The following is a 22117-nucleotide window of genomic DNA, read 5'->3' on the forward strand; positions in this document are numbered from 1 at the left end:
CCGGTTCCCGCCTCTCCATTTAAATAGTTACGTTTTCAGCCATCACTGAGTCAGGAAACGCTTTTGCACGGTGCACCGTAACACTCGGACATGAGCGAGAGCGACGCGGGCCGCCGTGAGGACGAGCGAAAGGCGACGGTGGCGTTGCCGGAGCACTCGCTGCTCGACCTGGACGACTACCTGGCGATGCAGCGGGCCATCGGCAACGAACACCGGTTCCGGATCCTCTCGCTGCTCGTCGACGAGGGCGCACGGAGCGCGACCGAACTGACGTCGGCACTGGACGTCGCCTCGAACACGCTGCACTACCACCTCGACGAACTGGTCGACGTCGGCCTCGTGGCCAACCGGAAGCGGAACGAACCCGACAGCGACGGCCTCTACTCCTACTACGAGGCGACCGCGATGGGCGAGTCGATCCTGGAACACGGCGTGCGCGAACTGATCCGCGAGGAGTGGGACGTGGCCGAGCGATACAGTTCCTGACGCTCCTGCTCTACGCGCCCACGTGACCGTCGACTGGAAGCAAACGCTTTTCTCGCATTGCTGACTATGGAGGCGATAGCATGGAGGAGCGAACGCGGGCGTATCTCCGCGGTCGGTTCGGCGACTACTACCGCCGGGCGGAGATCACGCCCCCGCCGGACGCCAACGAGCGCGAGTGGGGCTACATCCCCTGGACGTCGAGTCCGGGGACGACCATGGTCCGCCACAAGTCGCTGCTCGACCTCGGCGAACTGGAGTCCTTCCTCGAACGCGAGCGCCCGCGCCACGTCTACTTCTCGGCCGGCCGCTACGACGACCCGAGCGCGAGTTCGATGAGCGAGAAGAACTGGCGCTCATCGGACCTGGTCTTCGACCTGGACGCCGATCACCTCCCGTCGGTCACGCTCGGGGAGGACTCCTACGCCGAGATGCTGGCGAAGTGCAAGGACGCACTCATGCGGCTGCTGGATTTCCTCGAAGACGACTTCGGCTTCGACGACCTGACGATCGCGTTCTCGGGCGGTCGGGGGTACCACGTCCACGTCCGCGACGCGGGCGTCCTGGAGCTCGAGAGCGACGCGCGACGCGAGATCGTCGACTACGTCCGCGGGATCGGCCTGGAGTTCGACGCTCTCCTCGACGAGGAAGCGGTCGGCGGCGAGGCGGGGCGGAAGAGTCCCGCGCACAACCAGTACCTGCCGACCGACGGTGGGTGGGGGCGACGCGTCCACGAGCGGCTCCGCCGGGAGCTCGAGGAGGTCCGGGACCTCGACGAGGAGGCCGCGATCGAGCGGCTCAGCGAGTACGAGGGCATCGGCGAGAAGCGCGCGCGGGCGGCGTGGAACATCGCCCGCGAGCGGTTCGTCGAGATCGAGCGCGGGAACCTCTCGGCCCATCCGGTCGTCAAGACGGTCGCCGAGCGGGTCGCGACAGAGGTTCTCGAGACGGACGACGCGCCGATCGACGAGCCCGTGACGACGGACACGAACCGGCTGATCAGACTGCCGGGGACGCTCCACGGCGGGAGCGGGCTGGCGGTCGTGCGCCTGGCTCGCGACGAGTTGGCGGCCTTCGATCCGCTGGTCGACGCGGTGCCCGAGACGTTCGTGGGCCACGACATCACCGTCGAAGTCACCGAGGGCGGCCCGGTCGAGCTTCTGGGCGATAGTTTTACACTCTCGGAGGGAGAGCAGTCCGTACCGGAACATCTCGGCGTGTTCCTCATGGCCAGGGGTCGCGCCGAGAAGGGCCAGGAATAGCACATGAACCTCGACGAACTCCAGTCCGTACGGGACCGCGAGCGACAGAGCGACAGTCTCCAGCAGTTGCGCGATTCCTTCTACGCGGACGCGGGCGAGCTGATCGGGGAGCTCCGCGCCCAGCGCGACCAGGCCGCAACGCAGTCCGACGACCCCTTCGACGACCCGGAGGTCAGCCGGATCACCGACGACATCAACACCGCCGAACAGACGGTCGAGGCGATCTACGAGCGCCGGGTCGGCAAGCTCGTGAAGATGGCCTCCTTCGCCGCGGCGGACATGCCGACCGAGGACGAGGGCCTCACCGCGGAGGAACGCGAACTGTTCGAGGGGATGGTCGAGTCCATCGAACGCAACCGCGACCGCGTCTTCGCCATCCTCGACGGCGAGGACCCCGGCGACCTCGAGCCGATCGACCGGGCCGGCGCTTCGGGCGCGACCGCAGACCCGTCGCCCGTCGAGTCCGAAACCCCCGCCGAACCCGCGCCCGAACCGGATCGAGCACCGACCGGCGAAAAGGCCGGAGCCGAGGGCAGCGGCGTCGACGCCGCGGATCTGATGGGGAGCGGCGAAGAGCCCACGGAGTCCGAGTCGACGGAGCAGGGCGCCACGGCGGACGCCCAGCCCGGCGAGACGGACGAGAAGGCCGGGGGCGGCGACCGTCCGGTTCCCCCACAGGAGGCGACGGCAGGCGACCGGGCGGACGAATCGACGACGGACCCGACCGCCGGGAGGGCTGCTGACGAGGACGACACAGCCGGCGAGAGTCCGACCCCCCGATCTGACGGCGGCGGGGAAACGGCCGACGACGGGGGTTCGGGCGTCGACCGGCGGACGGTCAGGATCACGCAGGACGTCGGGGAGATACTCGGCGTCGACCAGCGGGCCTACGACCTGGCGAGCGAGGACGTGGTGACGCTCCCGGCCGCGAACGCCGATCCGCTGGTGGAACGCGACGCCGCCGAACCGCTCGACCGGTGACGCCCACACGACCCCGCCGTCTGAACCTTCTCGAGGCGTAATCCCGTCGAGCCTCGCGTCGCCCGATCCTCACTCCGTAAGACAGTGTTCGCATCCGAAGGAATTTATTTTTGGACTGGCAGTCTGTAACGAAGTCCGATGCCGAACGACGATGGCATATCACGGAGGGGGGTACTGGAGAAGTCCTCGGGGATGGGGTTCGCGATGGGGCTCCCGTCGGTCACCGGTGGGTTCGAGTGGCCCTGGGGTGACGACGAAGACGAGGAGCGCGACGACTCCGCGGCCGACTACTCGGGGAAGCGGCCGGTCGTCTTCGTCCACGGGGCCGCCGGCTCGGCGACGCAGTTCGAGTCCCAGGCGATGCGCTTTGCGAGCAACGGGTACCCGGACGAGTACCTGGCCGCCTTCGAGTACCACAGTTTCTCCTACGGCGCGGGATCCTTCAGCGGCGGCCTGCTGAGCTATCTGCTCGGCGGGGGCGACACGAAGCCAAGCGCCGTTCACGAGCGCCTGGACGAGCGTATCGACGAGGTGCTCGCCGAGACGGGCGCCGAGAAGGTAGATCTGCTGGGGCACTCGCTGGGGACGGAGGTGTCGAGCGCGTACCTCTCGACGAAAGAGCGGGCCGACAAGGTCGCCCAGTACGTGAACCTCGACGGCTTCGAGCCGGATTCGCCGCCGGGGTCGGTTCCGACGCTCGCGGTCTGGGGGCTCTCGAACCCGGACGCCTCGATCGGCGGTGCCGAGAACGTCCACTTCGACGGGCAGACCCACGTCGAGGTGGCGACCAGCGCAGAGACCTTCGCCGAGGTCTACGAGTTCCTGACGAACGAAGAACCGGCGACGACCGACATCGAGGTCGAACCGGCCGAGGAAGTCACCCTGTCCGGCCGCGGGCAGGTGTTCCCGTCGAACCAGATGCCGGACGACCTCGCCGCCGAGGCGAGCATCGACGTCTACGAGGTCGATCCGGAGACGGGCGAACGGCTGTCGGAGACGCCGGTGGCCACGCCATCCATCGACGACGACGGCTACTGGGGGCCGATCGACGTGGACGGCTCGGCCGTCCACGAGTTCGTCGTCTCCCTGGAATCGAGCGATCAGGTCCACCACCACTACCGCCAGCCGGAGCTCCGGAGCAATCAGTTCGTCCGGCTACTTACGTCGGAACCGGGGACCGGGATCGACCGGCTCATCGAGAAGAGCGACGACCACACCGCGCTCATCACGCTCCGCGACAAGGAGTGGTGGGGTGACCAGGGCGCAGCCAACGACGAACTGGCCGTCGACGGCACGAACGTGATCAATCAGCACACCGCGCCGCGGGACGACCGGATCATCGCGCCCTTCGTCTTCGACGACGGCTCGGACGGCGAGTCGAACCTCGACGACCAGATCGGGATCTACGGCTACCTGCCCTTCCTGTCCGGGATCGACCAGTACGTGCCCGCGTCGTCGCCGCCGGACGGGACCGTCGACGTCACCAGCACGCCGCGGGACGGCGACGGGCTCCAGCGCGAGTTCACCGTGCCGAACTGGGCCTCGTCCGGGCACCGGGTGTCGCTGTACTTCCCGGATCACACGCAGACGCGGTAGCCGAGCACGGTCGGTCGGCCCGTCGGATCCCGCGAGGGACCGGACGCTGCCGGACCATTGATACCGCTGGAGGCAATCAGTCACGGGCGATGCCCGCCGCAATCGAGACAGAGGGGTTGCGCAAGACCTACGGCGACGTGACGGCGCTCGCGGACCTCGACCTCTCGATCTCGGCGGGAACGGTGTACGGCTTCCTCGGTCCGAACGGCGCGGGCAAGACCACCACGATGCGGATCCTGACGACGCTGACCGCGCCCAGCGACGGCGACGCCTGGATCGCGGGCGAGCACGTCTCGGACCGCGACGCCGTCGTCTCACACCTGGGCTATCTCCCAGAGGAGCCGCCTGTCTACGACGAGTTGACCGCCCGCGAACAGCTGTCGTACCTCGCCGACCTCCGCGACCTCGGCGCCGACGAGCGCGACCGGATCGACGCCTTGCTCGACCGGTTCGGCCTGAGCGACGACGCCGACGACCCGATCCGCACGTACTCGAAGGGGATGCGCCAGAAGACGGCGCTGGCCGGCACGGTGCTCGGCGACCCCGACGTGCTCTTCCTCGACGAACCGACCAGCGGGCTCGATCCGCGGGCCGCCCGCACGGTCAGGGACCTGCTCGCGGAACTCGCCGCCCAGGGCCGGACGATCTTCCTGTCGACGCACGTCCTCCCGGTCGTCGAGGAACTGGCCGACGAGATCGGCGTCCTCGATGGGGGCCGGCTCGTGGCCGAGGGGACGCCCGCCGAGTTGCAGCGCCGCGCCGAGACCGGGGCCGACCGGGGGCTGGAGGACGCCTTCCTCGACCTGACGGCGGAACTGGGCGACCCCGCGGACGCCGACCTGGGGGGCTGAGATGGCGGGCGCGCTCGAAACCGACCTGCGACACGCCCGCCGGATCGCGACCGTCGAGGTGCGACGGAGCGTCCGGGCGATCCTCGCCAGCCGGCGACAGCTGGCCGGCATCGGCTTCCTGCTCGTCCTGTTCGCGCCCGTACTCCTCTCCGTGCTCTCGGGCGGGTACGCGCTCGGCCAGCGGGTCCGGACCGGGACGGACCTGCCCGTCGTCGAACTCGCTCGCCCGCAGGTCGTCGCCTGGATCGGCTCGCTGGTGGTCGTGTTCGGCCTGCGAGCGCTCGAACGCGCCGGCGACGCCGATCACGCCGACCTGCTGTTGACGGTGGTCCGACCCCGCGCGGTCGTCACCGGGCTCGTCCTCGCGGAGTACGTCCGCATCGTCGCCGTGTTCGGGGTGCCGATACTGGCCGGCGTGACGGCCTTCGCCCTCGGTGCTGGGACGCCGCTGCTGGTCCCCGCGGTCGCCGTCGGGATCCTCCCGCTGCTGGCCGTCGGGCTGGTCGGCGGGTTCGTCGCGGGCTACCTCGTCCGGCTGGCGTATCGCCGTGCGGGCCGGGCGAACCCCTCCGGCGCCTGGGCCAGTCTCCTCGTCGCCGGCGCGTTCGTCGTCGGCGTGAACGTCGTGGCCCCCTCGGACCCGGTCGTGCTCCTCCGATCCCTCGCGCCCCTGGGTGCGCTGCCGATCGGGCCCTACGCGGACCTCCTGCTCGCCGCCTCGCCGGTCGGCGTCGGGGTCGGTCTTGACGCCCTGTTCGCCGCCGCGCTGGTGCTCGGGTCGCTCCCCCTCCTGCTCGGGGCGACGTGGACGCTCGCGCCGCGGGTCTGGTACGCCGATCCCGCACCGACTGCCGACGCCGACCTCCGGTCGCGCCGCTCTCTGCGTTCGATCCCGGACGTGCTGGCCCGGCGACGTATCACGCGACTCGTCTGGTGGCAGTGGGTCCGGGGCGTCCGCGCGCCGGGGCGGTTCGTCCACCTGACCTATTTCCTGTTCATGGGATTCCCCATCGCGCAGGTGGCCGTCTCGAATCCCCGGTCGCCGGTTCTCCCCGTGTTCGTCGGCGTGCTCGGGGCCGTCCTCGCCGGCGGCACCTTCTGTCTGAACCCCCTCGGTGACGAGGGGTCGATGCTGCCCGCAACGCTCACCACGTCCGCCCCCCGTCGGTCGGTGCTCCGTGCGCGGATCCTCGCCGGGCTGTTCCTCTGGCTGCCGCCCGCCCTGCTCGTCGTCGTGTTCGGCGGGTGGTACAGCACGCTGGACGCCGGCACGGTCTCGCTGGTCGTCGCCGCGACGGTCGTGCTCGCCGGCTTCAGTTCCGCGCTGGCGCTGGCGCTGGGCGTCTTCGCCCCGCGGTTCGAGTCGGTCCGGGCCTTCGGCGGCGTCGAGGCGCCGACGCCGACCACGGCCGCGCTGCTGGGACACTCCGTGCTCAGCGCACTCGCCGCCGGCCTCGGCGTTCTCGTCCTGTTCGCGCCGCCGGTTTTCGACGGCGCGCGACTGCCCGCCGGGTCGGTCAGACTCGCCCAGGCCGCGGGCTTCCTGACGTGGGCGGCCCTGCTGGCCCTGGTCGGATTCGGGTGTTACCGGTACGCCGTTCGTCGACTGGACCGGTTCACCTACGAGTGAGGCCGGGGCCGGCCGTCAGGGCCGGAGGACCACCTTGATGCAGTCGTCCTCCTTGTCGTTGAACTTGCGATAGAGGTCCGGCCCGTCCTCCAGCGACGCCTCGTGGGTCACGACGAACGAGGGGTCGATCTCCCCCTCCTCGATGCGTTCGAGCAGCGGCCCGAGGTAGCGCTGGACGTGCGTCTGACCGGTCTTCACTGTCAAGGCTTTGTTCATCAGCGGGCCGAAGGGGAAGTTGTCCATCCGGCCGACGTAGACGCCGGGCACGGAGAGGGTCCCGCCCTTCCGGCAGCACCGGATCGCCTCGCGGAGGACGTAGGGCCGGTCGTCTTCGAGTTTCACCGAGCGTTTCATCCGATCGGTGGCGTCGACGAGGCCGGTGCCGTGCGCGTCGGTCCCGACGGCGTCGATACAGCTGTCCGGTCCCCGGTTGGCCGTCAGCTCCATCAGCCGGTGGTAGACGTCTTCCTCCGAGTAGTCGATCGGCACCGCGTCGCCGTGTTCCCGGGCCATCTCGAGCCGTTCGGGGACCCGGTCGATGGCGATCACCCTGTCGGCGCCCATCATCTGGGCGCTCTGGATGGCGAACTGGCCGACGGGGCCACAGCCCCACACGGCCACCGTGTCCGCCGGCTCGATGTCAGCGTTCTCGGCGGCCATGTAGCCCGTCGGGAAGATATCCGAGAGGAAGAGGACTTCCTCGTCCGAGAGGTCGGACTCGATCTTGATCGGGCCGACGTCGGCGTAGGGCACCCGGAGGTACTCCGCCTGCCCGCCGGCGTAGCCCCCGAGCATGTGGGAGTAGCCGAACAGGCCGGCCGGCGAGTGGCCCATGACCTCGCGGGCGATCTCGGCGTTGGGGTTCGAGTTGTCACAGAGCGAGTAGAGGTCGTTCTCGCAGAACCAGCAGGAGCCACAGCTGATGGTGAAGGGGACGACCACTCGATCCCCGACCTCCAGCGTCTCCACCTCGTCGCCGACCTCGATCACCTCGCCCATCGGTTCGTGGCCGAGGACGTCCCCCTCCTGCATCGAGGGCACCCGGCCGTGGTAGAGGTGCAGGTCCGAACCGCAGATCGCCGTTGCGGTCACCTCGATGATCGCGTCTGTCGGGTTGACGATCTGGGGGCGCGGGACGTCCTCGACGCGGACGTCCTGCTCGCCGTGCCAGGTCAGCGCCCTCACAGCAGATCACCCTCCCCACGTGCCGAGGGATTCCCCTCCAGCGTCGGGATCTCGCCGCTCTCGACGAGACTCTTGAACCGCGCGAGCGCCTGGCCGACGAGCATCTCCGGCGCCATGCCGAGCCGCTTCAGGACCGCGTCGCCGAGGGCACCGCCCGGCGGGTCGAAGCTAACCGTGAGCGTCATCTCGGTCCCGCGCCCGCCGGCGGCCTCGCGGAAGCGGACGGCACCCTCGTGGGACACCACCGCGTCGCCCGGCGTCGCCCAGCGGACGATCTGACCGGGGTCGTCCTCGACGATCCGGGTTTCCCATGAGACGGCCCGTCCGTACGGCGTGTGGACGGTCCAGTGGTGGCGGTCGTTCGCCGACGGCGTGACGTCCGCGACGTGGCTCATGACCCGCGCGAAGGTCTCCGGGTCGCGCCACGCCTCGTAGAGCTCGTCGGCCGATTTCCCCACCGAGATCGTGCGACTGACCGCCGCCGAGCCAGCGGACGAGCCCCGCCTTCCTGCCCCGCCTCTCGCCTCGCGCTTCCCGTTTCCGCTTCGTATCGCCCGGGTCAGCAGCCAGCCGCCCGCGAGCGCCGTCCCGATTCCGCGGAGCGATCGGCGCCGGACGCCCCGGACGAGGAGCGCGAGGCCGACGCCCGCCAGCGCCGCTCGTTTCGCCTGCGGGCCGAGGACGCCGCCGTCCCCGCTCTCTTCCCGCCCCTGGCCCTCTCCCACTCGAGCGCGCGTCGTGTCCTGTGATCGTGTTGCCATCGAGAGCACCTCCCGGGGTCACGGTCGACGGCTTCGGACGTCGAGAGCCTGACCGATGGTACCCGGTACCACTCACGTGAAAGCAACTCGCCGGATTAGTGCCGTTGCCTGCGCCTGCAGGAGGGATAAATCGGGGGCCGAGCTGTCCAGTCGTGGCTTGCTGGAGTGTGTGATTAGAGAAAAAACCAGCATCCGCGCGACCGAAGGGAGCGCGGTTCTCGGAACTCGCGCGTAGCGCGAGTTCCGCTTTTTTAGCGTAGATTTTTTGCGGGGTGGGTCAGCGACCCACCCCGCAAAAAAGGTACTACTGGAAGGTCCGGCTGACGGTCTCTTCGTCGACCGCCGGCTCGGTGGTGTCGAAGCGCTCTTCGATCTCGTCGTAGCGCTCGCGGGTATCGTCGTCGACGCTGGGGCCCACCTGGTCGAGCGCGTACTCGAAGTGGTCCATCGTCACGCGGACGTTGCCCACGCTCTCGCCGACTTCTTCGGGGTCGACGCTGCCGATGAACTCACGGCTGGCGGCCATGGAGGCCTCGCGGGCCAGCGCCTCGATGTCGGCGCCGACGTAGCCCTCGGTCTGGCGCGCCAGCTTGTCGAGGTCGACGTCGTCGGCCAGCGGCTTGTTCCGGGTGTGGACCTCGAGGATCTTCCGGCGGCCGTCCTCGTCGGGGACGGGCACGTGGACGTGCCGGTCCAGCCGTCCGGGACGGAGCAGCGCGGAGTCGATCAGGTCCGGTCGGTTCGAGGTGGCGATCACCACGACGTCCTCCAGGGCCTCGATGCCGTCGAGTTCCGTCAGCAACTGGGAGACGACGCGCTCGCCGACGCCCGAGTCGCTGGCGTTCCGCCCGCGTTCGCCCGCGATCGAGTCGATCTCGTCGAAGAAGATCACCGTGGGCGCGTTCGCCCGGGCCTTCTCGAAGATCTCGCGGACGCCCTTCTCGGACTCCCCGACGAACTTGTTGAGCAGTTCCGGCCCCTTCACCGAGATGAAGTTGGACTGGGCCTCGTTGGCGACGGCTTTGGCGAGCAGGGTCTTCCCCGTGCCCGGCGGGCCGTACATGAGGACGCCCTTGGCGGCCTGCATGTCCAGCGTCTCGAACACCTCGGGGTACTCGAGGGGCCACTGGATCGTCTCGCGGAGCCGTTCCTTGGTGTCCTCGAGGCCGCCGACGTCGTTCCAGGTGATGTCCGGAACTTCGACGAACACTTCACGGAGCGCCGAGGGTTCGATCCCCTTCAGCGCGTCCTTGAAGTCCGTCTCGGTGACCTGCAACCGTTCGAGGACCTCGGCGTCGATCTCCTCGCTCTCGAGGTCGAGTTCCGGGCGGATGCGTCGCAGCGCGTTCATCGCCGACTCCTTGGTCAGCGATTCGAGGTCCGCGCCGACGAACCCGTGCGTGTTCTCGGCGTACTTGTCGAGGTCGATGTCGTCGGTCAGGGGCATCCCGCGGGTGTGGACCTGCAGGATCTCCTTGCGGCCGTCCTTGTCCGGGACGCCGATCTCGATCTCGCGGTCGAAGCGACCGCCACGCCGGAGCGCGGGGTCGATGCTGTCGACGCGGTTGGTCGCGCCGATGACGACGACCTCGCGGCGCTCGTCTAGCCCGTCCATCAGGCTGAGCAGTTGCGCCACGACGCGCCGCTCGACGTCACCGGAAGTCTCGCCGCGCTTGGGCGCGATCGAGTCGATCTCGTCGATGAAGACGATGGCCGGGGCGTTCTCTTCGGCCTCCTCGAACACCTCGCGGAGCTGTTCCTCGCTCTCCCCGTAGTACTTCGACATGATCTCGGGGCCCGAGATGTTGGTGAAGTAGGCGTCGATCTCGTTGGCGACGGCCTTGGCCATCAGGGTCTTCCCCGTGCCGGGCGGGCCGTGCAGGAGGACGCCTTTCGGCGGCTCGATGCCGAGCTGCTGGAACAGCTCGGGGTGGCGCATCGGCAGCTCGATCATCTCGCGGACCTGTTCGAGCTCGTCGTCGAGCCCGCCGATGTCCTCGTAGGTGACGTTGGGCGTCTCCTGGCTGGCCGCGCCGCCGGTGCCCTCGCCGACGATCTGTTCGGCCGGCTTCTCGCTCACCTGGATGTCCGTCGAGTCCGTGACGACGACAGTGCCGGAGGGATCGGTCTCGGCGATCTTCAGCGGGATCTTCTGGCCCGACATCGACGAGAGCGGGCCCAGACCGAGCGAGAAGGGCACCGTCTGCCCCGTCGTGACGGCCTGTCCGGAGAGCTTGTTACGGATGTGGGGGCCGACGTTACCTCGGACCCGGAGGTTCTGGGGGAGCGCGACCGTGATCGAGGTGGCGGGCTTGACGTCCGCGCCCTCGACCTCGACGGAGTCGTCGATCCCGACGTTTGCCTCCTGGCGGAGCTGGCCGTCGATCCGGACGACGCCCTTGCCCTCGTCCTCGGGGTAGCCGGGCCAGACGCGGGCGACAGCGCGCCCGCTGTTCTTGCCCTCGATGACGATGTAATCGCCGTTCTCGAGGCCCATCTCGGACATGGCAGCGCGGTCGATGGCGGCCAGCCCGCGCCCCGCGTCCTTTTGCTTCAGGGGCTTGACGGTGAGTTTCATAGGTCCACCTCGACAGTGAGGACGCCGTTTTTCATAAACGCTTGCGCGTCCTCTCCGTCTTCGATGTCGAATTCGTACTGCTCTCCGTCCGCGACGACGATGGCGGTATCACCGACCACGTCGACGCTCGCGTCGCGACCGACCCCGACGTCGGCCACGAACACGACCGCGCCGTCCTCGTACTCGCGCCGACCCACGGGGCCTTCCTCCGCTCTGAACTGCTCTTGACCATTCATACTAACTCTAAGTTAGTCGCGAGAGTATATAAATCTGTCGCCCACAAAACGCACGACGGCATCGGTGTCGTCGATTGACGGTCGAATTGCGGTTCGATCCTCCGGCCGGTCGGCGAACCCGGTGGGATTTATCACTGCGTCGCCGGAAGGGCCGGTATGCAGACGGTGGCACACGACGGCCGCGAGACGGCGTACTGGGTCGACGGAGCGGACGGCGATGGGGACGACGACGGGCCGGTCGTCTGTTTCGTCCACGGGAGCGGCCAGCGCAACGACGTGTGGCGCGAACAGACCGGACGCGAGGGCTACACGGCCGTGACGCTGGACCTGAGCGGCCACGGCGACTCCGAGGACGTCGACACCCCGGCCGGCCCGGAGACGATGGACGCGTACGTGCGTGACGTGGCAGCGGTCGCGCGCGCTACCGACGCCGACGTGATCGCCGGCCACTCGCTCGGCGGCGCGGTCGTCCAGACCCTCGTCCTCGAGGACGCCTACGACCCAGAGGCGGTCGTGCTCGCTGGCACGGGCGCCAAACTCGGCATCGGCGAGGACGTGGGAGCGATGCTCGGTGGCGACGTCGAACCCATCCTCTCGTTCATGCGGTCGGCGAACGTCCTCTTCGAGGACACCGACCACCCGGCCGCCGGGCCGACCGACGAACTGATGCGGGAGGTCGGGATGGCGATGCTCAAGCGCGACCTCTCGACCTGCGACACCTTCGACGTGCGCGACCGCCTGGACGAGATCACCGTCCCGGCGCTCTGCATCGTCGGCGACAACGACTCGCTGACCCCGCCGACCTTCTCGGAGTACCTCGTCGAGCACCTGCCCGACGCCGAGTACGCCGAGGTCCCCGGGACCAGCCACATGGCGATGCTCGAGAATCCGGCTGCCTGGAACGACGGCCTGGACGCGTTTCTCGACCGGCTCTGAGACCGAGCAGACCAATTTAAAGTCTCGGCTGGTTTCGAGTCCGGTTCCAGCCACTAGGTATACGGAATCGTTTCAGCTACTCTAGGTATTGGATGCAGTTCCCCATCTTTCTCCCGGTTCTCGGCCTGACGTTCATCGTCGTCGTCGCCCTCGCGTACAACGGGTGGCGTCTCCGGCCCAAACCGGGGGCGACGTGGTTCGTCCTGACGATGCTCTCCCTGGGTATCTGGACGGTGGGCGAGATCATGGTCGTCGTGAACACGTCACTGGAGGCCAAGCTGTTCTGGTTGCGGTTCCTGCTGTTCGGGCCGGCGATCACCGGCCAGTGCTGGTTTTTCTTCGCGACCCGCTACACCGGCCGCGACTCCCTGCATCGGCCGGCGACAGTGGCGGTCCTCTTCGGCCTCCCCCTCGCGTACGTCGCTCACGGTATCTTCGTCCGTCCCTTCCCCGAGTCCACGCTCACCGACGTTACCCTCACCAGCGACGGCGGTCTCACGACGCTCTCCTACGGCCTCCAACCCGGTCCGACGGCGTACGTGGCGGCCTCGTACCTCCTCGTCGGGGTGGCCTCGTACTTCTTGTTCACCAAGTTCCTCCGGTCGCGGAACGTCTACCGGACCCGTAACTTCGTCCTCCTCACGACTGGCGTCTTGATACTGGTCGGTCACACGGTGAGCCTCCTCGGGTACAGTCCGTTACCCAACCTGATGCTCGGCCTCTTCCTGTTCCCCCTCGGCGGGCTGCTCGGCGTGCTCGGCGCATACACGTCGTCGTTGTACTACTGGTTCTCACTGGACGGATTATTGCGGCGAATCAGTTCGCGCTTTTCCGACGTCGTTCCGCTGGCTCGCCAGTTCATCGTCGAGGAGATTCCCACCGGGTTCGTCGTCCTCGACGACGAGGGCCGGATCGTCGACGTGAATCCCACCGCACGGTCGGTGCTGGGCGAGAACCGTCGGATCGTCGGCAAGCGCTTCGCCGACGTCGTCGCCGACGACGGTCCCCTCCAGGTGTTGCTGGACGAGGACGGCGCTCTCGAGGAGACGGAGGCGGAGGTCTGGATCGACGAGGGGGCCGACAGCCGATGTATCTCGATCCGCGTGACGGGCGTCGGCGGCGACGAGGACCGCGACGTCGGCGACGTCATCCTGATGCACGACGTCACGGAGCGCAAGGAGAGCGAGGAACGACTCCGCCGCCAGAACGAGCAGCTCGAGGAGTTCGCCGGCATCGTCTCGCACGACCTCCGGAACCCGCTGAACGTGGCGTCGGGGCACGTCGAACTCGCACAGGCCGGAAACGAGGAGTCCCTCGACGAGGCCGCAGCGGCACTCGACCGGATGGAGGACCTGATCGACGACGTGCTGACGATGGCTCGCCAGAGCCAGACCGTCGAGGAGACGACGACGCTCTCGCTCGACTCGATCGCCCGCGAGGCCTGGTCGAACGTCGACACCGCGGACGCGACCCTCGTCACGGACGGTGACGGGACGGTCGCGGCCGACGAGAGCCGGCTCCTCCAGCTGCTCGAGAACCTCTATCGAAATAGTATCGAACACGGACGGCCAGACGTGACGGTCCGCGTCGGCACGCTCGACGACGGGTTCTACGTCGAGGACACCGGCCCCGGTATCGCACCGGAGCGGCGCTCCGAGGTCTTCGACCGCGGCGTCACGAGCGACGAGGACGGCACCGGGCTGGGTCTCTCTATCGTCGAGAGCGTGGTCGAGGCCCACGGCTGGGAGATCGCCCTCGCGGAAGGCACCGAGGGCGGGGCGCGCTTCGAGGTCAGGACGGAGCGGGGCGACGGAGACCTGTCGTCGCTCGCGGGCGACCGGACTTCGGCCGGGTCCTGATCCGGCCGCTCAGTACACGTCGTCGAGGTCGTCCTCGTAGTGGCTGTGTTCCTCGGCGGGGAACTCACCCGACTCGACGGCGTCTCTGTACCCCGCGACGGCCTCGCGCATCTCCTCGCGCACGTTCCCGAAGGCCTTCGAGAAGGGCGCGACGCCCTCGCTCAGCCCGATCACCTCGTCGACGGTGAGCACCTGGCCGTCACAGTCCGGGCCCGCACCGATACCGATGGTCGGGATGTCGATGGCCTCGGTGACCGCGGCGCCGAGGTTCGCGGGGACGTGTTCGAGCACGAGCGAGAACGCGCCCGCCTCCTCGTGGCGTTCGGCGAGGTCGACGATCTCCCGGGCCGAGTCCTCGTCGGTTCCCTGCCGGAAGAGCCCCGTCTCGTTCTCGCTCTGGGGGGTGAGGCCGAGGTGGGCCTGCACCGGGATCCCGATCTGCGTGAGCCGGCGGGTCAGCTCCACGGTGTGCTGGCCCGACTCGAGTTTCACCGCGTCGGCATTGGCCTCCTTGAGCATCCGCCCACAGTGCTGGATCGCCTCGTCTTCGTCGGCGCCGAAGGATAGGAAGGGCATGTCGGCGATCACCATGGCGTCCTCGGTCGCGCGGGCGACGGCGGCGGTCGCGCTCGCGATCTCGTCGACGGTGACGGGCAGCGTCGAGTCGTAGCCCAGCCGGAGGTTCCCGATCGAGTCGCCAACGAGGATCACGTCGACGCCGACCTCGTCGAGGACCGCCGCGGTCGGCGCGTCGTAGGCGGTCAACATGGTGAGCGGCTCCTCGCCGGCCGCGTCCCGGATCTCCTGTGCTCGCATACCCTCGGCTCGGTCGCCCGGGGCCGTAAACGTGTCCGATACTGGCAAGCCGCGACCGACAGTTGCTTATTCCGACCGGTCACACGAACCGGTGTGCCGCCGTCTCTGCAGGACCGCGAGCCCGACGCGACGACCGACCCCGACGGGATCGACTACGGCTGGGTGATGCAGGTGACCTTCGTCACGACCATCGTGGTCGGCGCGCCGCTGGTCGCGCTGCTCGCGGTCGTCGTGGAACTGAACACTTGGCCCGCACGCGCCAATTTCGCCATTCGCGTCGGCGCCGTCGTCTGGTTCTGCACCGCCGTCGCCGTCTACCTCTACGCCCGCCGCGTCCAGACCTGATCGTCCCCCGGATCCGGCAGTTCTCGAGGGCCGTTTCACTCCGCGCACGGGAACTCGCGCGCGTAGACGTACTCCGTTCCCGCGCGCCTTGCGGTCACCTCGTCGCGCTCCGAGTCGCCGACGAACAGCGCGTCGGCCGGCCGCGCACCGAGGCCGTCGACGGCGGCCAGCAGTGGTTCGGGATCGGGTTTCTCCGTCGCCACGGAGTCACGGCCGACGACGACGTCCACCGAACCGTCGAGCCCGTAGGTCTCCAGTGCGATCCGGCAGGCGGCCTCGGAGTTGAGTGAGCAGACGGCCACCGGCCGGTCAGCAGGCACCGTCCGCGAGAGCGGGAGCCGGCGGGACGTGCGCGCGCCCTCGCGCTCGAACTCGGCGATGGTCTCCTCGACCCGCCGCCGGTAGCCCGTCTCGTCAGACAGTTCCAGCATGGCCCAGAGGTCGGCGCCGTCGACGTCGACCCCGCGGGCCCGGAGGACGGCCGCCACCGCCCGACGGACCTCCTCCCAGTCCACGTCGAGGTGGACCAGGGTCCCGTCGAGGTCGTAGACGATCGCCTCGTACGCCTGGAGAGTCACGGGCGCCGATTGGTCCGGCTGGAAAATAGCCCCTTCGGTGCCTACAGCAGTTCGCGCGCGATCACGTTCTTCTGGATCTCCGTCGTCCCCTCGTAGATGGTCGTCACCTTCGCGTCGCGGTAGAGCCGCTCCACGTCGAAGTCGGTCGTGTAGCCGTAGCCGCCGTGGATCTGCACGGCCTCGTTGGTCACGTCGACCGCCCCCTCGCTCGCGAAGTACTTCGCCATCGCCGCGGCCGATCGCACGTCCTCGCCGGCGTCCGCCCGCCTGGCCGCGTCGAGGGTCAGCAACCGCCCCGCCCGCACCGTGGTCTGCATCTCCGCGAGTTTGTGCTGGATCGCCTGGAAGTCGCCGATGGGTCGGTCGAACTGCTCGCGCTCGCCCGCGTAGTCGACCGCCTCGTCCAGTGCCGCCTGCGCGAGGCCGACCGACTGGGCGGCGATACCGATGCGCCCGCCCGTGAGGATCGACAGCGCCGCCGACAGCCCCCGGCCCTCCTCTGTCAACCGATACTCGGCCGGGATCCGCGCGCCGTCGAATTCGAGCGTCGTCGTGTCGCTCGCACGCAGTCCCAGTTTGTCCTCTCGCTTTCCGACTTCCAGCCCTTCGGTGTCCTTGGGGACCAGGAACTGCGTGACGCTGTCGGGGTCGTCGCGGTCGGTCTTCGCAAAGAGGACGGCGACGCCAGAGCGCTCACCGTTGGTGATCCACTGCTTGGTTCCCTCGATGACGTACTCGTCGCCCTCGCGCCGCGCCTCGGTGGTCATCTCGGCGGGGTTCGAGCCAGCGTGTGGCTCCGAGAGCGCGAACGCGCCGACGGGACGGCCGTCGACCATCTCCGGGAGCCATTCCTCCTTGAGCGACTCGTCGCCGAACTCGCGGATGCAGGAGGTGGCGAGACAGTGGACCGAGAGGGCGGTCGCGACCGCCAGCGCGCCCGTCGCGACCGCTTCGTTGACGAGCGCGTAGGTGACGCGGTCGGCGTCGAAGCCGCCGTACGCTTCCGGTACTGTGAGCCCAGTGAGATCGAGATCGGCCAGGCCGTCCCAGACGGCTTCGGGAAACTCTCCGGTCTCGTCGGCCTCGCGGGCGACGGGTCGGATCTCCGCCTCGGCGAACTCCCGGACGGTGTCCCGGATCGCAACCTGTTCGGGCGAGAGGTGCATGGCTCTCTCTGGGTGGGCGCGGGACAAAAACGGACGGGGCGACCGATCGTGTGATCCTGGCGGTCAGGATTCGGAGAGTTCCACGTCGAGACGGTCCTCGAGTTTGGTGATGACCGAGCCACCGACGCCGGCCTGGGTGGCGCGGCCCTGTTCGACGGCGAGGAGGTCGGACTGGTCGATCTCGAGGTCGTCGGCGAGCTCCTCGAGCTGGAGGCCGGCGTCCTGGCGCGCGTCGGTCAGGCGCTTTCCGTAGTCGGTGACGAGGTAGGGGAGCCGGTCGTCCTCGTAGTCGGTGCCCTCCTCCTCCCAGTGGGTGGAATCGCCTTTCCGCGCGTCGTCGAGGCGGGCGGCGTTCTGTGCCGCGCGGCGCTTGCGGTCGGTTTCGGATCTGCCGGAACTGCCACCGGAACTACTGTCGGAACTGCCGCCGGAACTGCTGCCCGCGTCGTCGCCGTGCTGGGCGCAGTCCCCGCAGACTTCGAGTCGGGCCCCGGCGACGTTCGCCGTGCGGAGGTCCGCGTCCTCCGCACCGCAGAGTTCGCAGCTCCCGCCGGCGTTTCCGCCCGCGTCGCCGGTCGAGTATTTGGCCATACGACCGGTAAAAGCGGCCCCGTATTTGAAAGGTCCGTTTCGGACGGCTGTCGAGGCTCCGAGCGGTGTCGGCTCCTCGGGGTCCTTCCGGCCCTCGCCGACGGCAAACGAAAGCCCTTTTATTCGGCCACGGATATCGACGGAGTGCAGACAGACGCGCAGTGCGTGGGTAGCCAAGCCAGGCCAACGGCGCAGCGTTGAGGGCGCTGTCCCGTAGGGGTCCGCCGGTTCAAATCCGGTCCCACGCACTCATCGCGCGGGCTACGCCCGCGAACGGAGGCGGCGAAGCCGCCGACAGAGTGCAGGTGCACTCCCCTTGGGACTGCACCCACGCATAATTCCTTTCAGTGCAAGTCCGTGAGCAGTTGCTACACGATATTCACAGTGCTCGACCGGGCCGTCAGCGCAGCGTTGCGGGCGCTGTCCCGTAGGGGTCCGCCGGTGAGCGGTCGGCGTGCCGACCGCGAACGTCGTCACGAGCGGAGCGAAGTGACGGAAGTTCAAATCCGGTCCCACGCACTCATCGCGCGGGCTACGCCCGCGAACGGAGGCGGCGAAGCCGCCGACAGAGTGCAGGTGCACTCCCCTTGGGACTGCACCCACGCATAATTCCTTTCGGAGCAAGCCAGTGAGCGACAGTTACGTCGGTGAAAACCGCAAACGAACAGCGCCCGGCTCACTCGCCGGCTTCGTCCTCGTCGACGCCGGGGATGTCGGGGACGTCGCGGTCGTCGGTCATCTCGGTCACCTTGATGGTGCCCGACACCTCCGAGAAGTTCTCCTCGAGCGCGGTCACGTCGACGCCGACCTGTTCGCGGCGCTCCTGCAGTCGGCGTTTGATCTTCTCGTACTCCTCGCTGGCCTCCAGTTCCGCGCTGGATTTTTCCTTCTCGAGGGTCGCCTTCTTCGAGACCAGGGCCAGAAAGCGCCGGAAGTCGTCGTCGTAGGTGGCCCGTTCGAGCATCTCGTTGACGACTTCGTTCAGTTCCTCGCGCTCGATTGGCTTGACGAGGTACTCGTCGAACCCCATGTCGATGATGTCGAAGTCGGGGTCGACGGCGGTGAGCATCACGACCCGGCAGTCGAGCTGGCGGGACTCGATCTCCTCGAGGACGGCGTCGCCGGAGACTTCCGGCATCCGCCGGTCGAGCAGGACGACGTCGACGCCCTCGTCGAGTTCGTCCAGCGCCTCCTTCCCGTCGTACGCGGTCCGGACGTCGTACTCGTCCGAGAGAAAGGCGGTGTAGGTGTTCGCGATAGCCCTGTTGTCGTCCACGACGAGGACGACCGGTGATCCCTGACTCATCTCTCTATCACGCCGTACTGGCAGGCCCCCAACGACACAGCGGATTCGCGAACCATCCTTGTTCGCCGTATGACCGCAAGTCAAGAAATAGATTGGGGGAAATACGGGGTCCGAAGACGACCAGCTCCGGTATAGCGGTGGTTCTTACCGGATTATTGTGCGAACGTCGATTGCGCGAGTCCCGTCTGGCCGGGCGTGGACGGGGCAGCCAGTCCTCCGGCCCGAAATATCAACATCGATAATTTCAGGGATACGTTTATTAGCTACCTGCCGTCAACTGCACATGCTGGCACAGTGGTGGCGTTCTGACCACCACCGTACCCACCCACCCACCCACCCCCCACCCACCACCCCACTTTCCTTTCCCCCACCCACCCCTTTCCTCACGCGACCAGACCAGTCAGCGACAGCGTTTTCGTCGGCGAATACTGCGTATCGCCGGTCTTTATTCGCTCCCGTCCGAATCCGGTGTATGGGCAGCGAGCAGTTGACGCGGCGACGGTTGTTGGCGACTGCGACGGCCGCGGCGGCCGGCGTCGCGGGGTGTAACACACCGCGATCAGACTCTTCGGGGAACGTCTCGAACCCGGACGCCCGGTCGCTACTGAACTCCACGCCGGAGTCGGAGTCGGTCTACACGGACGTCTACCGCGAGACCATCGACTCCGTTGTCCTGCTCCGCGTCTACGGCGCCGCCGGTCGAAACGGCGAGGGATCGGGATTCGTGTACGACGACGGCTACGTCGTCACCAACCAGCACGTCGTCGCGAACGCCGACCGGGTCCGCGTCCGGTTCACCGACGGCCAGTGGCGCACCGCAGCGGTGGTCGGCACCGACGCCTACAGCGATCTCGCGGTGCTCGACGTGCCGGACGTCCCCGCGTCCGCGACACCGCTGTCGCTCATCGACGGCCAGGTCGCCGTCGGCCAGCGCGTTATCGCGATCGGTAATCCGCTCGGGTACACCGGCTCGCTGACGTCGGGCGTGGTCAGCGGCGTCGATCGGTCCCTGCCCGCGCCGAACAACTTCCGCATCCCGGACGCGATCCAGACCGACGCGCCCGTCAACCCGGGCAACAGCGGCGGCCCGCTCGTGACCCTCGACGGTCGAGTCGCGGGCGTCATCAACTCCGGCGGGGGCGACAACATCGGCTTCGCCATCTCCGCGGCGCTGATGCGTCGCGTCATCCCCGCGCTGATCGAGCGTGGCCGGTACGATCACTCCTTCATGGGCGTGAGCCTCACGAGCGTCACCCCACTGATCGCCGAGGCCAACGACTTGCCTGACGCCGACGGCGTCTACATCGACGCGGTCCGTCCGGACGGCCCCGCTGGCGACGTCCTGGAGGGATCGGGGGGTCAGTCGACCCGCATCGACGGCGTCCAGGTCCCGGTCGGGGGCGACGTCATCGTCCGGATGGGCGAGCAGCGGATCCAGAGCCAGGAGGCGCTCTCCACCTACCTGGCCCTCGTCACGAGTCCCGGCGACACGATCCCCCTCGAGGTGATCCGCGACGGGAGCCGGACCACCGTCGACCTCACCCTCGGCGAACGGCCCACGACCTGACGGTCGCCGGCCGAACGGAAACGCACATGCGGATTCGGGCCGTCCGGCCGACTATGGAGCTCAGCGCGCGCGATCGCGTCCCCGAGTTGACCGGCCTGTTGACCGCCGTGGCGCTCGCGCTCGTCTTCGGTGCGGTCCTGGGCGTGATCCCCAGCACCGCACTGCCTCGCGCGCCCGACTGGTTCGTCGCCGCCATCCCCCACCTCAACGCCGCCGTGAGCGTCCTCGCCGTCGTCGTGATCCTCGCCGGCTGGCGAGCGATCCGACACGGGAACGTCGCCCGCCACCGCCGCGCCATGCTCGCCGGGCTCGCCCTCTTCGGCACCTTCCTGGCCCTCTATCTCTACCGGGTCACCCTGGAAGGCCCCGCCGGCTTCGCTGGCCCCGCGGCCGTCGAGCGGTTCGCGTACCTCCCGATCCTGGGGATCCACATGCTGCTCGCCATCGTCTGCATCCCCCTCCTGTTCTACGTCCTCCTGCTCGCGCTGACCCGTCCAGTCAGCGAGCTCTCGGAGACGAACCACCCGCGGGTCGGCCGCGTCGCCGCGACCCTGTGGCTCGTCTCCTTCACCCTCGGGACCGTCGTCTACCTCCTGCTGTACGTGCTGTTCTGACTGCCTGCCGCCAGACGCGGGACCACCTGCTGCCAGCAACCCACGCCCGCAAGGGAGTCGCAACTACCCGCTGACCAACCCGACAATGCTGACTTTCGCCTCGGGACCCATCTCACGGCTATGGGCCGTGACCTGGACGACGTGGACCGGAGCATCCTGTACCTCCTCCAGGAGGACGCCCGCAACGCTACCGCCCAGGACATCGCGGACTCCGTCGGCGTCTCCCCCAGCACCGTCCGCAACCGCATCGACCGCCTCGAGGCCGACGGCATCGTCCGGGGCTACCACCCCGAGATCGACTACGAGGCGGCCAACCTCCCCCTGCAACTGACCTTCGTTATCACCGCCCCACCGACCGAGGTGGCTCACTACTCGGATCAGATCCGGTCGATACAGGGCGTCATCGACGTCCGCGAGATGCTCACCGGCCGCCGCAACCTCCACGTCGACGTCGTCGGCACCAGTACCAAGGAGATCACGCGGATCACCGACACCGTCCACGACCTCGGCGTCCAGATCGAGAGCTCAGAGATGATGCGCCGCCGACACGTCCAGCCGTTCAACCACTTCTTCCTGCAGGGGAACGAGGATATGGACGCACGCGACGACGAACACGCCAGCGAGGAGTCGACCTGATCGATTCCGGTATCTTCTCTCGATTTCACAATTTCACCCGCCATCGCGTAGAGAATCCACAGCGGTGACCCGAGCCAAACGCAATCTCGGTGCCGGTATGCTGTGAAATCCACAATCTGTTCGTTCGGCCCCACGACACC

The 22117-nt window shown here is 68.3% G+C and carries 21 protein-coding genes and 1 tRNA gene; 13 read left to right on the top strand and 9 right to left on the bottom strand.

The genetic code is table 11. The features are described 5' to 3' along the window. Positions 1 to 90: 90 nt before the first annotated feature. The 6 genes from U5918_RS00120 to U5918_RS00145 all read left to right on the top strand — a co-directional run bounded on the left by U5918_RS00120 (position 91) and on the right by U5918_RS00145 (position 6803). Positions 91 to 486 carry an ArsR/SmtB family transcription factor gene (locus U5918_RS00120; RefSeq protein ID WP_335998540.1) on the top strand — a complete coding sequence of 132 codons (396 nt, stop codon included), beginning with the start codon at positions 91 to 93 and terminating at the stop codon, positions 484 to 486. 80 nt (positions 487 to 566) lie between these two features. Then, positions 567 to 1745, top strand: coding sequence for a DNA primase small subunit PriS (gene priS / locus U5918_RS00125; RefSeq protein WP_335998542.1), 1179 nt, complete (start codon positions 567 to 569; stop codon positions 1743 to 1745). Positions 1746 to 1748: 3 nt separating this feature from the next. Then, on the top strand, positions 1749 to 2726 hold the full coding sequence (locus U5918_RS00130; protein ID WP_335998543.1) for a DNA replication complex subunit Gins51: 978 nt from the start codon (positions 1749 to 1751) through the stop codon (positions 2724 to 2726). A 138-nt stretch (positions 2727 to 2864) separates the two neighbouring features. Further along, complete coding sequence (locus U5918_RS00135; RefSeq protein WP_335998544.1) at positions 2865 to 4322, top strand: alpha/beta fold hydrolase; 1458 nt, start codon at positions 2865 to 2867, stop codon at positions 4320 to 4322. An 89-nt stretch (positions 4323 to 4411) separates the two neighbouring features. Next, positions 4412 to 5173 (top strand): ABC transporter ATP-binding protein, encoded by a 762-nt coding sequence (locus U5918_RS00140; RefSeq protein WP_335998545.1) that lies wholly within the window; start codon positions 4412 to 4414, stop codon positions 5171 to 5173. 1 nt (position 5174) lies between these two features. Then, positions 5175 to 6803, top strand: coding sequence for a DUF1129 domain-containing protein (locus U5918_RS00145; protein ID WP_335998546.1), 1629 nt, complete (start codon positions 5175 to 5177; stop codon positions 6801 to 6803). A gap of 15 nt (positions 6804 to 6818) precedes the next feature. Here U5918_RS00145 and U5918_RS00150 read toward each other — a convergent pair whose 3' ends face one another. From U5918_RS00150 to U5918_RS00165, 4 genes are all read right to left on the bottom strand, one after another. Next, positions 6819 to 7988, bottom strand: coding sequence for a zinc-dependent alcohol dehydrogenase (locus U5918_RS00150; RefSeq protein WP_335998547.1), 1170 nt, complete (start codon positions 7986 to 7988; stop codon positions 6819 to 6821). Beyond that, positions 7985 to 8749 (bottom strand): SRPBCC family protein, encoded by a 765-nt coding sequence (locus U5918_RS00155; RefSeq protein ID WP_335998549.1) that lies wholly within the window; start codon positions 8747 to 8749, stop codon positions 7985 to 7987. The genes U5918_RS00150 and U5918_RS00155 overlap by 4 nt, the downstream gene beginning before the upstream one ends. Before the next feature lie 304 nt (positions 8750 to 9053). Continuing rightward, the gene (locus U5918_RS00160) at positions 9054 to 11327 is read right to left on the bottom strand and encodes a CDC48 family AAA ATPase (RefSeq protein WP_335998551.1); all 2274 of its coding nucleotides are present in this window, start codon (positions 11325 to 11327) and stop codon (positions 9054 to 9056) included. Then, positions 11324 to 11563: a DUF7127 family protein gene (locus U5918_RS00165; protein ID WP_335998553.1), complete on the bottom strand. Its 240-nt coding sequence runs from the start codon at positions 11561 to 11563 to the stop codon at positions 11324 to 11326. Before U5918_RS00165 ends, U5918_RS00160 begins: the two co-directional genes overlap by 4 nt. 156 nt (positions 11564 to 11719) lie before the next feature. Here U5918_RS00165 and U5918_RS00170 point away from each other — a divergent pair, with 156 nt between their 5' ends. Together U5918_RS00170 and U5918_RS00175 are read left to right on the top strand one after the other, a co-directional pair. After that, positions 11720 to 12499, top strand: coding sequence for an alpha/beta fold hydrolase (locus tag U5918_RS00170; protein ID WP_335998555.1), 780 nt, complete (start codon positions 11720 to 11722; stop codon positions 12497 to 12499). 92 nt (positions 12500 to 12591) lie between these two features. Beyond that, positions 12592 to 14358, top strand: a complete 1767-nt coding sequence (locus tag U5918_RS00175; protein WP_335998556.1) for a sensor histidine kinase — start codon at positions 12592 to 12594, stop codon at positions 14356 to 14358. Between the two features lie 9 nt (positions 14359 to 14367). Here U5918_RS00175 and panB read toward each other — a convergent pair whose 3' ends face one another. Next, on the bottom strand, positions 14368 to 15174 hold the full coding sequence (gene panB / locus U5918_RS00180) for a 3-methyl-2-oxobutanoate hydroxymethyltransferase (RefSeq protein WP_335998558.1): 807 nt from the start codon (positions 15172 to 15174) through the stop codon (positions 14368 to 14370). Positions 15175 to 15339: 165 nt separating this feature from the next. On the opposite strand from panB, the gene U5918_RS00185 reads away from it, so the two are divergent. Beyond that, entirely contained in the window at positions 15340 to 15519 is a 180-nt protein-coding gene (locus U5918_RS00185) for a DUF5822 domain-containing protein (protein ID WP_336003264.1), read from the top strand. A gap of 35 nt (positions 15520 to 15554) precedes the next feature. On the opposite strand, the gene U5918_RS00190 is transcribed toward U5918_RS00185, so the two are convergent. From U5918_RS00190 to U5918_RS00200, 3 genes are all read right to left on the bottom strand, one after another. Beyond that, the gene (locus U5918_RS00190; RefSeq protein ID WP_335998560.1) at positions 15555 to 16097 is read right to left on the bottom strand and encodes an HAD family hydrolase; all 543 of its coding nucleotides are present in this window, start codon (positions 16095 to 16097) and stop codon (positions 15555 to 15557) included. A 41-nt stretch (positions 16098 to 16138) separates the two neighbouring features. Further along, positions 16139 to 17263 carry an acyl-CoA dehydrogenase family protein gene (locus tag U5918_RS00195; RefSeq protein ID WP_335998562.1) on the bottom strand — a complete coding sequence of 375 codons (1125 nt, stop codon included), beginning with the start codon at positions 17261 to 17263 and terminating at the stop codon, positions 16139 to 16141. Positions 17264 to 17326: 63 nt separating this feature from the next. Further along, positions 17327 to 17854, bottom strand: coding sequence for a multiprotein-bridging factor 1 family protein (locus U5918_RS00200; protein ID WP_335998564.1), 528 nt, complete (start codon positions 17852 to 17854; stop codon positions 17327 to 17329). 163 nt (positions 17855 to 18017) lie between these two features. Here U5918_RS00200 and U5918_RS00205 point away from each other — a divergent pair. Next, positions 18018 to 18102, top strand: a tRNA-Leu gene (locus tag U5918_RS00205). 428 nt (positions 18103 to 18530) lie between these two features. Here U5918_RS00205 and U5918_RS00210 read toward each other — a convergent pair. After that, positions 18531 to 19160 (bottom strand): response regulator, encoded by a 630-nt coding sequence (locus U5918_RS00210; RefSeq protein WP_335998566.1) that lies wholly within the window; start codon positions 19158 to 19160, stop codon positions 18531 to 18533. A gap of 472 nt (positions 19161 to 19632) precedes the next feature. Between U5918_RS00210 and U5918_RS00215 the strand changes: the two genes are divergently transcribed. The 3 genes from U5918_RS00215 (at position 19633) to U5918_RS00225 (ending at position 21977) form a co-directional block, all read left to right on the top strand. Next, positions 19633 to 20727: a S1C family serine protease gene (locus tag U5918_RS00215; protein ID WP_335998567.1), complete on the top strand. Its 1095-nt coding sequence runs from the start codon at positions 19633 to 19635 to the stop codon at positions 20725 to 20727. A 53-nt stretch (positions 20728 to 20780) separates the two neighbouring features. Continuing rightward, complete coding sequence (locus tag U5918_RS00220; protein WP_335998568.1) at positions 20781 to 21341, top strand: DUF420 domain-containing protein; 561 nt, start codon at positions 20781 to 20783, stop codon at positions 21339 to 21341. 120 nt (positions 21342 to 21461) lie between these two features. Beyond that, a complete protein-coding gene (locus tag U5918_RS00225) occupies positions 21462 to 21977 on the top strand; it encodes an Lrp/AsnC family transcriptional regulator (RefSeq protein ID WP_335998570.1) in 516 nt (171 codons plus the stop codon). Positions 21978 to 22117: the final 140 nt, after the last annotated feature.

The sequence above is a fragment of the Halorientalis sp. LT38 genome (assembly GCF_037031225.1).
Lineage (GTDB): Archaea > Halobacteriota > Halobacteria > Halobacteriales > Haloarculaceae > Halorientalis > Halorientalis halophila.

Coding starts and splice junctions, on each gene's coding strand:
- U5918_RS00120 (WP_335998540.1), top strand. CDS start 91: ATGAGCGAGAGCGACGCGGGCCGCCGTGAGGACGAGCGAAAGGCGACG.
- priS (WP_335998542.1), top strand. CDS start 567: ATGGAGGAGCGAACGCGGGCGTATCTCCGCGGTCGGTTCGGCGACTAC.
- U5918_RS00130 (WP_335998543.1), top strand. CDS start 1,749: ATGAACCTCGACGAACTCCAGTCCGTACGGGACCGCGAGCGACAGAGC.
- U5918_RS00135 (WP_335998544.1), top strand. CDS start 2,865: ATGCCGAACGACGATGGCATATCACGGAGGGGGGTACTGGAGAAGTCC.
- U5918_RS00140 (WP_335998545.1), top strand. CDS start 4,412: ATGCCCGCCGCAATCGAGACAGAGGGGTTGCGCAAGACCTACGGCGAC.
- U5918_RS00145 (WP_335998546.1), top strand. CDS start 5,175: ATGGCGGGCGCGCTCGAAACCGACCTGCGACACGCCCGCCGGATCGCG.
- U5918_RS00155 (WP_335998549.1), bottom strand. CDS start 8,749: ATGGCAACACGATCACAGGACACGACGCGCGCTCGAGTGGGAGAGGGC.
- U5918_RS00160 (WP_335998551.1), bottom strand. CDS start 11,327: ATGAAACTCACCGTCAAGCCCCTGAAGCAAAAGGACGCGGGGCGCGGG.
- U5918_RS00165 (WP_335998553.1), bottom strand. CDS start 11,563: ATGAATGGTCAAGAGCAGTTCAGAGCGGAGGAAGGCCCCGTGGGTCGG.
- U5918_RS00170 (WP_335998555.1), top strand. CDS start 11,720: ATGCAGACGGTGGCACACGACGGCCGCGAGACGGCGTACTGGGTCGAC.
- U5918_RS00175 (WP_335998556.1), top strand. CDS start 12,592: ATGCAGTTCCCCATCTTTCTCCCGGTTCTCGGCCTGACGTTCATCGTC.
- panB (WP_335998558.1), bottom strand. CDS start 15,174: ATGCGAGCACAGGAGATCCGGGACGCGGCCGGCGAGGAGCCGCTCACC.
- U5918_RS00185 (WP_336003264.1), top strand. CDS start 15,340: ATGCAGGTGACCTTCGTCACGACCATCGTGGTCGGCGCGCCGCTGGTC.
- U5918_RS00195 (WP_335998562.1), bottom strand. CDS start 17,263: ATGCACCTCTCGCCCGAACAGGTTGCGATCCGGGACACCGTCCGGGAG.
- U5918_RS00200 (WP_335998564.1), bottom strand. CDS start 17,854: ATGGCCAAATACTCGACCGGCGACGCGGGCGGAAACGCCGGCGGGAGC.
- U5918_RS00210 (WP_335998566.1), bottom strand. CDS start 19,160: ATGAGTCAGGGATCACCGGTCGTCCTCGTCGTGGACGACAACAGGGCT.
- U5918_RS00215 (WP_335998567.1), top strand. CDS start 19,633: ATGGGCAGCGAGCAGTTGACGCGGCGACGGTTGTTGGCGACTGCGACG.
- U5918_RS00220 (WP_335998568.1), top strand. CDS start 20,781: ATGGAGCTCAGCGCGCGCGATCGCGTCCCCGAGTTGACCGGCCTGTTG.
- U5918_RS00225 (WP_335998570.1), top strand. CDS start 21,462: ATGGGCCGTGACCTGGACGACGTGGACCGGAGCATCCTGTACCTCCTC.